Raw genomic sequence first — 14,192 nt, forward strand, 5'->3', positions numbered from 1 at the left:
TATGCATATGAAAACACTTGTATTTGATCTCGATGGAACGATGTATCGTGGCACCCAAATCATCGACACCGCTAAGCAATTTTTAGATTATTGTATCAAACAAAACATCCCGTATTTATTCTTGACCAATAATTCTATGCGTACACCGCAAATTAATGTGGAACACATGGAAAATATGGGATATACAGGGATATCCGCCTCACAATTTTATAATAGTGCGATGGCTAGCTGTCAGTACGTAAAAGAAAAATATTCGGGCAGAAAAGCTTTTTTCATTGGTGAAAAAGGTATGGAACAAGCCTTGTTGGATGCAGGGTTTACCATTACGGATGATCATCCCGACTTTGTGTTTGTGGGTTTGACCAAAAAAGGTGACTATGCGATGTATTCCCATGCATTGACTTGTCTTCTACAAGGGGCTAAACTCATTGGAACCAATAAAGATCGTATCTTGGCAAAACCCGGCGGGTTTGAAGTGGGAAATGGCAGTGTTGTTGCCATGTTTGAATATGCGACAAACACCCAAAGTCCCGATATAGCTAAACCATCCAAAACGATGTTGGATTTGTTTCTACGCCATTTTCATCTCAAGAAAGAAGATGTGATCTTGATTGGTGATAACTTAGAAACAGATATACGTTTAGGCTATGAAAATGGGGTACAAACAATTTTTGTCGAAACTGGTGTCCATACAAGAAAAGATATTGCGACATTGAATATCCATCCCACTTGGATCGTATCCAATTTGATGGAATGTGTGGAGTATGATACAATACTTCAAGATTGAAAAGAGGAAGGAACATGGAAGATACCTTGAATATTATTTTGATGATCGTTTCCGGATTGATCATTATCTTAACATTGCTACAGGGTGGAAAATCCGATGGTTTATCGGCAGCCTTTACCGGTAGCGGTGATTTGAACTTATTTGCGGTACAAAAAGAAAGAGGACCCGAAAAAGTCATCAGTCGTTTGACATTGCTTTGTGGTATCGCGTTCTTTTGTTTAGTACTTGCACTACAAGTCATTTAAGGTTAGGCCATTAAGGCCTTTTTTTGTGGAAGGAGGGAAGTTCTATGGAAGATAAAATTTTGGCTCTATTTGATCAAAAACAAAATTGGACATTAAACGAAATCGAGGCAGCTTTGAATCTACGCTCAACCGAAGCCTTTGTACAATTGGTAAAGACATTGAATGTATTGGAGGATAAACATATCCTATTGAACAATCATCATCACTATATGCGAATGGATGCCAATCAATATTTGGTTGGTAAGCTGAAAGATATCTCACGATTTGAATGGATGCTATCCGATGGCGTGCAGAAAATATATCTGCCTAAACATAAAAATGAAGGTCTGTTCGTTGATGATTTGGTTTTGGTTGATATCCAAACTAAAAAAGTAGTTCGTGTCTATGAACATACGATTCATCAATTAACAGGTACGATGGTTAGACGAAAGAAACAATTGGTTTTTCATAGTGATATTGATTATCATTGTGAGTTTCAATTAAAAACGATGGATCATTCACTTCGTCCAGGTACGAAAGTTGTTGCTCAAATCACAAATTATGCAAGACCAGTGGAAATCAAAATTAGTGAGATCATTGGCAACGAAAAAGATCCTGGTGTAGATATTACTTCCATGTTGTATGCCAATAAAGTGCGTATGCACTTTAATGAGAAAGTACAAAAAGAATTGAAGAAAATCCCTCATGAAGTTCGTGATCAGGATCGGGAGAATCGTGTTGATCTGCGAAGCTTGATTACGTTTACGATTGATGGCGATGACGCGAAAGACTTTGATGACGCGATTTCCATTGAAAGAAAACCAAGCGGCTATCGTTTATACGTACATATTGCGGATGTCAGCCATTATGTACAAACCAAAAGCGCCATTGATCGCGAAGCTTTTGCTCGTTCCACAAGTATCTATGTATGTGATCGAGTCATTCCTATGTTACCTTTTGATCTATCCAATGGCATTTGTTCCTTGAATCCAAACGTGGATCGTTGCACATTGACCGTACAAATGGAAATTGATGCAACGGGTCATTGCACCTCCTACAAGATTTATCCATCTTTGATTCATTCCAATCAGCGTTGTACATATAAAAAAGTGAATCAATTGTTAGAAGGAAATGTTGTTTCCGAATATGCCCGTATTCGAAATCAATTATTCGATCTTGAAGCTTGTGCCTATCTTTTAGAAAACCAAGCAAAGGAACGAGGAGCCATTCAATTTGAAACCAAAGAACCAGCCATCGTTCTCAATGATAAAGGGAAAGCTGTCGATGTTTACGAAAAGACACGAGGCTATGCAGAAGAAATGATTGAACAATGTATGATTCTAGCCAATGTGTGTGTGGCCAACTGTTTACATCAAGCCCATTTACCTTGTATGTATCGTGTCCATTTAAAACCCAATCCTGAAAAAGCGAGCACGATCAATACCATGGCCCTGGCATTACATTTATCCTATGATATTATGCCCGATGAAATTGAACCCAAAGTCTTAGCACAATTTTTATCATCCTTAGAAGAGAATGAAGCCTATCCAATTATTTCCATGATTAGTTTGCGAGCCATGGAAAAAGCCTATTATGATGCGGATTGTTTGGGGCACTTTGGCCTTGCTTTAGAAGAATATTGCCATTTTACTTCACCCATTCGACGGTATTCCGATTTGGTTGTTCATCGTATGTTACGAAAGTATCTTTTTGAAAAACAAGATCGAGAGCAAGTATCGAAAGATATCCACGCGATTGGCCAGCAAGCCGAGCATGTATCGGAAAAAGAACGCGAAGCCATTGCTATCGAACGCTTGGTCAATGATTATAAAAAAGCCGAATATATGCAGAAGAATATCGGCCGGGTCTATACAGGGATGATTTCCGGCGTACAGAAGTTTGGTTTCTTTGTGGAATTATCCAATACGATTGAGGGTTTAGTACCTGTGCATACGCTAATGGATGATTTCTATATCTTTGATGAAGATACCTTGACATTACAAGCTCGATCACAAAAAAAGGCCTATCAACTAGGCCAGAAAGTACGAGTTGTATGTACGGGTGTGGATGTACCAAAAGGACATGTTGAATTTGCTCTTACAACAAGCCAAAATGGGAAAAAGCATTGATCAATCCATCTTTATCAACATCACTCGTTACATAATCGGCAATGGCTTTTACTTGGTCTAAGGCGTTGCCCATGGCCACTCCGATATGGGCAAACTGCACCATTTCGGCATCATTGCCACCATCGCCAAAAGCCATCGTTTCATCTTTGTGAATGCCATAATGCTTGATCATGGCTTCCATTCCTTTGGCTTTGCCACCATCTAAAGGAATGATATCGGCTGCAAAATCAATCCATCGTACGATTTGCAGATGATGTGTATTTTTCAATACTTGCATGTCTTGACTTTCTTTAGTCGCAATCATCATTTGATAGATATCTTGATGAAGGAGTGCATGTAGGTCATTTGTGATTGACATGGACTGATTCGCAATCGCAAAGTAGCGTTCCAGTTCCGATTGATAATAGGTGGCTTCTAATTTCTTGCTGGTGGTTAAAGCTACGGCTTTATGGAGTTGCTTGGCATTTTCCAATACGGTCATAATATCTTTATGCGAGAGAGGATTGGCATAAATTGTTTGTGTTGCATTGAAGCAATATTGACCATTGAATGTCAAAAAAGCATCAAAATGAATATGATCAAAATGCGGTAGATAAAAACTAGGACGTCCTGTAGCTAATACGAGTTTAATGCCTTTAGCTTGTAACTGATGCAAAGCATTGATTAGTTTTGGTTCGATTTGAGTTGCTCCCAAAGGAATCAACGTATTGTCAATATCAAAGAAAATAATTTTAATCATGCTCAAATTATAAGGAACATCTTTATCACATGTCAATCTTGGTAGTATCTTTGTCCAGATTGGTACTTGATTTGACCCTTCACTGACCAAAGGTATAATGGAACTGTCAAACGAAGGGAGTGATCAGTATGAATCAAGGACAAGCTGTAGTTATGATTTTCATCGGTAATGGTTGCTCTTTTCGAGAGCTATAGCTGGGTATTTGATGTATCCAGTTTTTTTCATACTTGATTCAATATAAGGAGGATTCAAAATGGATCAAAATTTCAACAAAGTATTCTGGGATGCATGTGCAAATGGTGATTTCCCAATGGCTGCTGCACAAATTAAAGCGGGTGCCGATGTGAACTATCAAAATGGTGATGGTCGTTCTGCCCTGATGCGTGCTGCCAAACGAGATAATAAGGATATCGTACAGCTTTTGATTGATAATGGTGCCGATGTAAATATGACGGATAATAATGGTAAGACGGCATTGATGGGTGCAGCAAAAAAGGGAAATCGTACAATTTGTAAAGCATTGATTTTAGCTGGAGCCGATGTGAATGCGAAAGACGATCGGGGTCGTACCGCTTTGATGCGTGCGGCATTCTTAGGTCGTGATCGTTGTGTTGGTGTTTTGTTGGATGCAGGTGCTGATATCAATGCCCAAGATGAAGTGGGTCGTACTGCTTTGATGGAAGCATGTATTGCCTTTAAACGTGATACTGTAGCCATTTTATTGGATCGCAATGCGAACGTAAATTTATTTGATAATAATGGATGCACAGCCTTAATGCGTGCCGCTTATGGTGGATATCCTAGTTTGATTGAAAAATTGTTGGCTTATGATGCCGATAAAGATATGTTAGACAAACAAGGACGTACAGCTTTGGATTATGTACGTGAATCCAATCGTGCTCAATTGGAGCCAATCTTAAGATAGTAGGAGCCATAACTATGAGAGATTATTTAAGTAATGAAGTTCGAAACGTGACTGTCATGGGTCATAGTGGATCGGGTAAAACAGCGGTCATGGAATCTTTATTGTATTTCACGAAAGCAACCGATCGATTTGGCAAAACATCCGAAGGCTCTTCCATGATTGATTTTGATCCAGAAGAAATTAAGCGAGGTGCAAGTATCTATACAACGATCATCCCCATCGAATGGGATAATTCGAAAATCAATTTTATTGATACACCTGGCTATTTGGATTATGTTGGTGAACAAGAAGCAGGATTTGCGGTTGGTGACAATATCTTAATTGTTGCGGATGCTCGTGATCCATTGGCTTCTGGAACTAAATTGGCTTATAAAAAAGCAGTTCAAGCTAAAAAACCAGCCATTTTCTTTATTAACCATTTGGATGATCCAGATACAGATTTTGAAACAGCATATGATGCCTTGCGTGAGCAATTTGGTAAAAATGTCATTCCGTTTGAATTGCCTATTGTTGAAGATCATACTATTGTTGGTTCTGTCAATATCATTCGCAATAAAGCATGGTACTATAAAGGACCAAAAGCCAATGAAAGCGTAGCCCAACCTGTACCTGAAGAATTGGAAGATGCCGTGAGCATTTATAAAGATCAGATTGCCGAAGCCGTTGCGATGGGCGATGACGAATTGATGGAAAAATTCTTTTCTGGCGAGGCATTCAGTGATGCTGAATTAACACGCGGTGTTCGTATTGGCATTCGAAATGGTGAAATTGTTCCGGTCTATTCAGGTAGTGCTACGGAAATGATTGGTATTCGTCGTTTGATGGATTTAATCGTTGATTATTTCCCAACGTATTCAGAAAAAGGGTTGTATGTGGCAACAACACCAAAAGGTGAAAAAGTCGAATTGATGACGAGTGAAACCGAAACATTGACAGCACAAGTATTCAAAACGATCATGGATCCATTTGTCGGTCGTATTTCGTATTTAAAAGTGTTAAGTGGTGTATTGTCCAGCGATTCAACAGTTTATAATGCATCCAATGGACAACCTGAAAAGATCAGTGCCATCTATACGATCAAGGGAAAACATCAGACTGCTATTGGTAAACTGTTTACTGGTGATATTGGTGCGGTCACAAAACTTCAAAATACACATACCAATGATACATTGTGTGAAAAAGATAAATTATTGATGGCAGATCCAATCCAATTTGATACACCAATGTATGGACAAGCTATTTTCCCTAAAACGAAAAACGATGAAGATAAATTATCAACAGGTTTAGCTCGTTTATTAGAAGAAGATCCTACGTTTAAAGTAGAGAACAATCCCGAAACCAAAGAAACCGTTTTATATGGTGTCGGCGATCAACACTTAGATGTTTTATTGAGCAAATTGGCAAATAAGTATAAAGTCAATGTCACCAAGGCGGATCCAAAAGTCACGTATCGTGAAACCATAACGAAAAAAGCAACAGGTGAAGGTCGTCATAAGAAACAGTCCGGTGGACATGGACAGTTTGGTCATGTTTTTGTAGATTTTGAACCAAATCCAGATGAAGAAGAAATGGTCTTTGATGAAAAAGTATTTGGTGGTGCTGTTCCGAAACAATATTTCCCGGCTGTTGAGACTGGTTTGCGTGAATGTTGTGAAGCAGGACCATTGGCCGGCTATAAGATGGTCAATTTGAAAACAACATTGATGGATGGTAAATATCATGATGTGGATTCCAGCGAAATGGCATTTAAATTAGCGGCTCACTTGGCTTTCAAAGATGCGATGACCAAAGCTCATCCAATCTTACTCGAACCAATCATGAATGTAACGATAGAAGTACCAGATAGTTATACCGGAACCATTATTGGTGATTTGAATAAACGTCGAGGTGCCATTATGGGTATGGAACCAGTGGATGATAACCAAATCATTACCGCACAAGTTCCACTTGCTGAAATGTTACGATATGCGCTTGATCTTCGCAGTATGTCACAAGGTTTAGGCAGCTATACCATGGAAATGGATCGTTATGATCCAGTTCCTGATAATATCAGTCAGAAGATCATTGCTCAACATCAAAAATAGATCCAAGTTTTCTTGGGTCTTTTTTCTTTGTGGTGTATAATCAAAAAGGCAAGTCAAAACTGATCGATTAACAGTCATTGACAAGAATGCCAGATGATTTATTTACATCGTATCCTTTAGGAACGAGAGTAGGAGGAAAATTGAATATGAATCAGTCAAACAGTTCGGTACGACGCATGGCCGCCTTGGCTTTGTTGATTGCCATCATCGTCGTCATGTCGTACACACCATTGGGGTATCTACAAATTGGCCCTATTCAAATGAGTTTATTGACCATTCCGGTAGCGATTGGAGCCGTGGTGATGGGACCTACTGATGGTGCTATACTTGGTGGTGTTTTTGGTTTAACATCTTTATTTAGTGCTATATCCGGACGAAGTGCCATGGGCACCATGATGTTTAGTATCAATCCATTTGCTTGTTTTGTGGTTTGTTTTGTAGCCCGTGTTTTAATGGGTTGGTGTACTGGTTTGATTTTTAAAGCCTTGCAGAAAGCGATGCCAAAGAAAGAAAAATTATCTTGTGCTTTGGGTGGCTTATTGGCAGCTGTATTAAATACGGTCTTCTTTATGGGATCATTGGTATTGTTCTTTTATCAAACGGAATATATTCAAAATTTAGTCAGTGCCTTACATGTTTCCAATCCATTTGCTTTTGTTGTCGTGGTTGTTGGTCTACAAGGTGTTTTGGAAGCCATATTATGCTGTGTTGTAACCTGTGCTGTTAGTGTACCTTTGCGTAAGATTTGGAATAAATAATGAAAGTTCAAGTTCTCTTGGACTTTTTTTCTGGTTTGCACTAGTTGCGATAGTGGGGGAATAGTGTTAAAATTTTAGGGAATGAAAGCGTTCATCACGCATTATAGGAGGAATCGTAAATCATGTTAAAAGGTATTGCGGCAAGTGCTGGTGTATCTGTTGCCAAGGTCTATAAACTAGAGACACCAAAGGTTGTCATCACAAAAAAAGAAAATTGTGATGTTGATGAAGAATTAAAAAAATTTGATGCAGCACTTGAAAAAACAGTAAAAGATATTGAAGGTGTAAAAGAACGTGCAGCAAAACGTTTAGCAGCTGATGAATTAGCTGTCTTTGATGCTCATTTGATGATGGTCAATGACCCTGAATTAGCTGGTCAGATCCAACAAATGATCAAAAACGACAAAGTCAATGCAGAATATGCAACCGAACAAGTAGCTGATCAAATGGTTACGATGTTTGAAAGCATGGATAATGATTATTTCCGTGAAAGAGCAGCGGATGTTAAAGATGTTACTTTCCGTTTGAAATGCAACTTATTAGGATTAGTTATTCCTGATTTGACATCGATTGATGAAGATTCAATCATTGTTGCCCATGACTTAACCCCAAGTGATACAGCCCAATTGAATGAATATGTAAAAGGTTTTGCTACGGAAATTGGTGGTAAAACATCACACTCTGCTATCATGGCTAACTCTTTGGAAATTCCAGCTGTCGTTGGTTGTCCAGGTGTTATGGATGCTTGTAAGACAGGGGATGTCATTGCTTTGGATGCTTTAGATGGCGAAGTTATTATCAATCCAGACGAAGCAACGATCCAAGCATATAAAGATAAAGCAGCTGCATATGCAAAAGAAAAAGAAGAATTACAAGTATTGGTTAACCAAGAAACAGTAACGCCAGATGGCCACAAAGTGGATATTGCTGGTAACATTGGTGGATTTGATGATGTCGCTGGTGTATTGAAAAATGGTGGTGAAGGCGTTGGTCTTTTCCGTACCGAATTCTTATACATGGGCAGCGATCATTTCCCAACAGAAGATGAACAATTTGAAGCTTACAAGAAAGTATTAGAAGGTATGCAAGGTAAACGAGTTGTTGTTCGTACATTGGATATCGGTGGTGATAAGAAATTATCTTATTATCAATTCCCAGAAGAAATGAACCCATTCTTAGGTTATCGTGCCATTCGTCTATGCTTGAAAGAACAAGATGTATTCCGTACACAACTTCGTGCTTTATGTCGTGCATCCGTTTATGGCCGTTTAGCAATCATGTTCCCAATGATCGCTACGATCAACGAATTCCGTCAAGCAAAAGCGATTTATGAAGAAGAAAAAGCTAAATTAATTGCTGAAGGTGTAAAAGTTGCTGACGATATCGAAGTTGGTATGATGGTAGAAATTCCAGCTGCTGCTGCATTGGCTGATCAATTCTCTAAATATGCTGATTTCTTCTCCATTGGTACAAATGACTTGATTCAATATTCAATGGCTGCTGACCGTATGTCAGAACATGTTTCTTATTTATATCAACCATTGAATCCAAGTATCTTACGTTTAGTCAAGATGACAATCGAAGGTGCACATAAGAATGGTAGTTGGTGTGGCATGTGTGGTGCCATGGCTGGTGATGAATTAGCTGCTCCCGTTCTTTTAGGACTTGGATTGGATGAATTCTCTATGAGTGCTACACAAATTCTTCGTGCTCGTAAGACAATCAACAACATGTCTTATGCCGATGCTCAAGCATTAGCTGCAGAATGTGTTGAAAAAGAAACAATGGAAGAAGTACAAGAAGTTATTAAAAAACGTTTAGGAAAATAGTTTTGATCGATAGCCACAAAAGGTGTCTTTTGTGGCTTTTTTTAGTTAGGAGCTATCTATGAAATTTAATGAATATACATATGAACATATGGACAAAAAAGAAATCCAAAAGAAGATCGAAGGTTTTCAGCATCGACTAGAAACAGCTGATTCCTATGCCCAATTTAAAGCCGCCTTTGATGAAATGGATACCTATGATCAGGCTTTGGAATCGAATGTGACGCTTTGTCAAATTCGCCATTCTATCAATACAAAGGATCCCTTTTACCAACAAGAAAATGATTATTGGGATCAAGTATTGCCAGAAATCCAATCGAATTTTCATCAAACCGATGCGGCAATCTTACATAGTCACTATTGTGAACAATTAAAGAAAGATGTACCCATTACGTATTTTTTATCAAAGGAAATGGACCAACAAACTTTTTCGGATGCGATCATTCCCGAACTACAAAAGGAAAATGAATTGTCTTCGAAATATCAGGCTTTGATTGCTTCCAGTCAAATTGAATTTAATGGAAAAGTCTATACACTTTCACAATTAGAACCACTCATGACATCAAAAGATCGAAAGGTACGCAAAGGAGCAACCAAAGCTTATTGGGGATGGTTTAATGAACATCAAGATGATTTAAATAAATTGTATGATCAATTGGTCAAAACCAGAGATACGATGGCTAAAAAGCTAGGCTATAAGAACTATATTGAACTCGGATACAAACGTATGTATCGCTATGATTATAATCAGGAAGATGTAGCCGGTTATCGGAAACAAATTCTTGATGTGGTTGTACCCATTGCCCAACAATTATACAAACGACAAGCCAAACGACTTGGGGTGGATAAACTCTATACATGGGATGAAAAAGTGGAATTTAAAGAGGGAAATCCCACGCCCATTCAGGATATAGACGGTCTTTGTCAATCGGCTTTACAGATGTATCAGGAATTGAGCCCTTCAACAGGTTCTTTTTTTCAATTTATGTTGGATCATGATTTAATGGATCTAGAAGCAAAACCAAACAAAGCACCTGGTGGATATTGTACGTATATTCCTGCTTATCAGAGTCCTTTTATCTTTGCGAATGGCAACCATACCAATCAGGATGTCGAAACCTTAACACACGAGGCTGGTCATGCCTATCAGGTATATTGCTCAAAAGATATTCGTCCAAGTGAATGTATTTGGCCAACGTATGAATCGTGTGAAATTCATTCGATGTCAATGGAATTTTTTACGCATCCATGGATGGAACACTTTTTTGGCGATAAAGCCGATGCCTATCGTTTTGCCCATGTATCGGGAGCTGTTAAATTTTTGCCTTATGGGGTTTTAGTGGATCATTTTCAACATGAAGTATATGCCCATCCACAATGGAGTCCATTACGACGAATGGATTGTTGGCGAAAATTAGAAAAACAATATTTACCACAGAAAAATTATGACGAAATTCCTTTCTTAGAAAATGGTGGTTGGTGGATGCGCCAGTTACATATTTTCATGGATCCATTTTATTATATCGATTATACGTTAGCACAAGTTTGTGCTTTGGAATTTTGGTGCCGCAAAGATGAACAGGTATTTAAGGATTATCAACATCTATGTTCGTTGGGTGGTACTTTACCATTTCGTCAATTGGTCAAAGAAGCAGGCCTTATCGTGCCATTTGATCCAGGCTGCTTAGAGAAGACCATGAAACCGGTATGTGCATGGTTAGAGAATTCCAACTATTAACGTTGAAATTGGCTTGAAAAAAACTGTCTATTTCGTTATTATTAACTAGAAAAGCGACGAATAGAAGGAGTAATCTTTTGATACAGGATAGAGAGTCTCTGGTTGGTGAAAAGGGATCTGCGAAAAAGATGAAGGTAGTCTAGGAGCTGGATTTTTGAATGAAGTAGGAAATCTCGCAGACACAGCGTTATGTGAATAAGGCATTTTTCGATGCAAAGTTAGGTGGTACCACGTCAAAGCACGTCCTTTCGGATGTGCTTTTTTTTTGGAAAGGATTGAGGATATGAGTAAAGAAATGGCACCAAAATACGACCATTTGGCCGTAGAAGAAAACCGCTATCAATCGTGGGTAGATAAGGGATACTTTACAGCAGGGGATACCAGCAAGCATCCGTACTGTATGGTCATTCCTCCTCCAAATGTAACGGGTAAACTACATTTAGGACATGCATGGGATACGACCATTCAAGATATTTTAGCTCGTTATAAACGTATGCGTGGCTATGATGTTTTATGGTTGCCTGGCATGGATCATGCCGGTATCGCAACCCAAGCAAAAGTCGATGCTCGATTAAAAGAAGAAGGTATTTCTCGTTATGATATTGGACGAGAAAAATTTTTGGAACGCGCTTGGGAATGGAAGGAAGAATATGCGACAACCATTCGTAGTCAATGGGCCAAATTAGGATTATCTTTGGACTACACACGCGAAAGATTTACTTTGGATGAAGGACTTTCAAAAGCTGTTCGTAAAACATTCGTAGATTTATATAATGATGGTTTGATTTATCAAGGCGAAAGAATCATCAACTGGGATCCAGAAGCAAAGACTGCTTTGTCCAATATCGAAGTGGAACATAAAGAAATTCCGGGTCATATGTATTATTTTAAATACAAAATTGTGGAAACCGGAAAAGAATTAGTGATTGCGACAACGCGTCCAGAAACAATGTTTGCTGACCAAGCTATCTTTGTTCATCCAGATGATGATCGATATAAAGATATTGTCGGCATGCATGCAATCAATCCAGCTAATGGTGATGAATTACCAATCATGGCGGATGATTATATTGATATGAGCTTTGGTACAGCTGTTATGAAATGTACACCAGCTCATGATCCAAATGACTTTGCCTTAGCACAAAAATATCATTTGCCTATGCCAATTTGTATGAATCCAGATGGTACGATGAAAGAAATGTGCGGTAAATATGCTGGTATGGATCGTTTTGAATGTCGAGATGCATTGGTCAAAGATTTTGAAGCAGCCGGTGTTGTAGATCATATTGAAGAACATGCCCATCAAGTCGGCCACTCTCAACGAACAGGAGTTATTGTTGAGCCATACTTAAGCAAACAGTGGTTTGTGAAGATGAAACCATTGGCCGAGGAAGTATTAAAATGTCAACAAGATGAAGATCAAAAGATTCATTTTATTCCTTCTCGTTTTGAAAAAACTTTTACACAGTGGTTGGAAAATATTGAAGATTGGTGTATTTCTCGTCAATTATGGTGGGGTCATCGAATTCCTGCTTGGACAAATAAAAATACAGGCGAAATCTATGTAGGAATGGAAGATCCGGAAGATACAGACACTTGGATCCAGGATGAAGATGTTTTGGATACTTGGTTCTCTTCTGGTTTATGGCCATTCTCCACGTTGGGTTGGCCAGAAGATACACCCGATCTAGAACGATATTTCCCAAATGATACCTTGGTAACGGGTTATGATATTATTTTCTTCTGGGTTGCTCGTATGGCTTTCCAGACGCGGTTTGCGATGCATAACCGACCATTTAAAGATGTTTTGATTCATGGTTTGGTTCGTGACAGTCAAGGCCGTAAGATGTCTAAATCGTTGGGTAATGGAATTGATCCGATGGATGTTATTCAAGATAAAGGAGCCGATGCTTTGCGTTTCTTCCTGACCACAAATTCAACACCTGGTCAAGATGTACGTTACGATGAAACCAAAGTGGATGCAGCTTGGAATTTCATTAATAAGATCTGGAATGCAGCCCGTTATGTACAAATGCAAGTGGGCGATGAAAAACCAGTCTTAGATCCTGAACATTTATCTAGCAGTGATAAGTGGATCCTATCACGCTTTAATGAAGTATTAGCCCATGTTACGGACAATATGGATAAATACGAATTAGCCATTGTTGGAAATGAATTATACAATTTCGTTTGGAATGATTTCTGTTCCTGGTATATCGAGTTGAGCAAAGCTACATTGTTTAGTGAAGATCCAAATGTAGTGGCTTCAACCAAAGCCGTTCTATATACTGTCATGATCAATATTTTGAAATTGTTGTCACCATTCATGCCATTTGTGACGGAAGAAATTTATTTGGATTTGCCACATGATAAAGAAAGCTTAAATGTTGAAACTTGGCCAGAAGCGATTTCTTTTGCGTATACAGATGCCGAAAAAGAAGAGATGAATCTGGTTATGTCAACAATTGAGACAGTTCGTGAAGTCAAGACAAACTATGATATGAAACCAAGCAAAGATCTAACGATTTCTTTACGTGATAAAAATGGCAACTGGGTGGCTTTATCGAAAGATGCTGATGCTGTATTGAACAAGATGTGTCATGCACAAAATGTAAAGGATCTCCATACCGATGATATCTTATCACGTACGATTGGTCAGTTTGTATTTACCTGTGCGATGGGTGATTTGGTTGATGTTGAAAAAGAAAAGGCAAAATTAACCAAAGAAATTGAGCGATTAAATAAAGAAATCAAACGTGCCGATGGAATGTTACATAATCCTGGTTTTGTTAAGAAAGCACCAGAAGCAAAAGTGAATCAAGAACGAGATAAATTAGCAAAATATCAACAAGAATTAACTTTGACACAAAAGCAATTAAATGAACTTTTGTCAAAATAGTCTCTGAAATTCGGGGGGGGGTCAACAAATCTTATTCTTAAAATAAGATTTGTTGACAAAATATACAAATTAGGTAGAATTGA

At 38.5% G+C, this 14,192-nt stretch carries 10 protein-coding genes and 1 other annotated feature; of the genes, 9 read left to right on the forward strand and 1 reads right to left on the reverse strand.

What is annotated here, in order from left to right:
• Positions 1-7: 7 nt before the first annotated feature.
• The 3 genes from EDX97_RS02645 to rnr are packed head-to-tail and all read left to right on the forward strand — an operon-like array spanning position 8 to position 3,140.
• Entirely contained in the window at positions 8-787 is a 780-nt protein-coding gene (locus EDX97_RS02645) for an HAD-IIA family hydrolase (RefSeq protein WP_128519636.1), read from the forward strand.
• 14 nt (positions 788-801) lie between these two features.
• Positions 802-1,032, forward strand: coding sequence for a preprotein translocase subunit SecG (gene secG / locus EDX97_RS02650; RefSeq protein ID WP_128519637.1), 231 nt, complete (start codon positions 802-804; stop codon positions 1,030-1,032).
• Between the two features lie 44 nt (positions 1,033-1,076).
• A complete protein-coding gene (gene rnr, locus EDX97_RS02655) occupies positions 1,077-3,140 on the forward strand; it encodes a ribonuclease R (RefSeq protein ID WP_128519638.1) in 2,064 nt (687 codons plus the stop codon).
• Here the strand turns inward: rnr and EDX97_RS02660 are convergent.
• Positions 3,109-3,879, reverse strand: a complete 771-nt coding sequence (locus EDX97_RS02660; RefSeq protein ID WP_128519639.1) for a Cof-type HAD-IIB family hydrolase — start codon at positions 3,877-3,879, stop codon at positions 3,109-3,111. The two genes, rnr and EDX97_RS02660, sit on opposite strands and share 32 nt — an antisense overlap.
• 253 nt (positions 3,880-4,132) lie before the next feature.
• On the opposite strand from EDX97_RS02660, the gene EDX97_RS02665 reads away from it, so the two are divergent.
• The 6 genes from EDX97_RS02665 (at position 4,133) to EDX97_RS02690 (ending at position 14,109) form a co-directional block, all read left to right on the forward strand.
• Positions 4,133-4,804 (forward strand): ankyrin repeat domain-containing protein, encoded by a 672-nt coding sequence (locus tag EDX97_RS02665; protein WP_128519640.1) that lies wholly within the window; start codon positions 4,133-4,135, stop codon positions 4,802-4,804.
• A 14-nt stretch (positions 4,805-4,818) separates the two neighbouring features.
• Positions 4,819-6,888, forward strand: a complete 2,070-nt coding sequence (gene fusA / locus EDX97_RS02670) for an elongation factor G (RefSeq protein ID WP_128519641.1) — start codon at positions 4,819-4,821, stop codon at positions 6,886-6,888.
• A 146-nt stretch (positions 6,889-7,034) separates the two neighbouring features.
• Positions 7,035-7,646: an ECF transporter S component gene (locus EDX97_RS02675; RefSeq protein WP_128519642.1), complete on the forward strand. Its 612-nt coding sequence runs from the start codon at positions 7,035-7,037 to the stop codon at positions 7,644-7,646.
• A 122-nt stretch (positions 7,647-7,768) separates the two neighbouring features.
• Positions 7,769-9,475 (forward strand): phosphoenolpyruvate--protein phosphotransferase, encoded by a 1,707-nt coding sequence (ptsP, locus tag EDX97_RS02680; RefSeq protein ID WP_128519643.1) that lies wholly within the window; start codon positions 7,769-7,771, stop codon positions 9,473-9,475.
• Positions 9,476-9,533: 58 nt separating this feature from the next.
• On the forward strand, positions 9,534-11,210 hold the full coding sequence (locus tag EDX97_RS02685) for a M3 family oligoendopeptidase (RefSeq protein ID WP_128519644.1): 1,677 nt from the start codon (positions 9,534-9,536) through the stop codon (positions 11,208-11,210).
• Positions 11,211-11,257: 47 nt separating this feature from the next.
• Positions 11,258-11,461 (forward strand) — a binding site (T-box leader).
• Between the two features lie 32 nt (positions 11,462-11,493).
• Positions 11,494-14,109 carry a valine--tRNA ligase gene (locus tag EDX97_RS02690; RefSeq protein ID WP_128519645.1) on the forward strand — a complete coding sequence of 872 codons (2,616 nt, stop codon included), beginning with the start codon at positions 11,494-11,496 and terminating at the stop codon, positions 14,107-14,109.
• Positions 14,110-14,192 lie beyond the last annotated feature (83 nt).

The organism is Absicoccus porci (assembly GCF_003725415.1).
Classification (GTDB): Bacteria; Bacillota_I; Bacilli_A; order Erysipelotrichales; family Erysipelotrichaceae; genus Absicoccus; species Absicoccus porci.

Coding starts and splice junctions, on each gene's coding strand:
- EDX97_RS02685 (WP_128519644.1), top strand. CDS start 9,534: ATGAAATTTAATGAATATACATATGAACATATGGACAAAAAAGAAATC.
- ptsP (WP_128519643.1), top strand. CDS start 7,769: ATGTTAAAAGGTATTGCGGCAAGTGCTGGTGTATCTGTTGCCAAGGTC.
- EDX97_RS02660 (WP_128519639.1), bottom strand. CDS start 3,879: ATGATTAAAATTATTTTCTTTGATATTGACAATACGTTGATTCCTTTG.
- EDX97_RS02690 (WP_128519645.1), top strand. CDS start 11,494: ATGAGTAAAGAAATGGCACCAAAATACGACCATTTGGCCGTAGAAGAA.
- secG (WP_128519637.1), top strand. CDS start 802: ATGGAAGATACCTTGAATATTATTTTGATGATCGTTTCCGGATTGATC.
- EDX97_RS02675 (WP_128519642.1), top strand. CDS start 7,035: ATGAATCAGTCAAACAGTTCGGTACGACGCATGGCCGCCTTGGCTTTG.
- rnr (WP_128519638.1), top strand. CDS start 1,077: ATGGAAGATAAAATTTTGGCTCTATTTGATCAAAAACAAAATTGGACA.
- EDX97_RS02665 (WP_128519640.1), top strand. CDS start 4,133: ATGGATCAAAATTTCAACAAAGTATTCTGGGATGCATGTGCAAATGGT.
- EDX97_RS02645 (WP_128519636.1), top strand. CDS start 8: ATGAAAACACTTGTATTTGATCTCGATGGAACGATGTATCGTGGCACC.
- fusA (WP_128519641.1), top strand. CDS start 4,819: ATGAGAGATTATTTAAGTAATGAAGTTCGAAACGTGACTGTCATGGGT.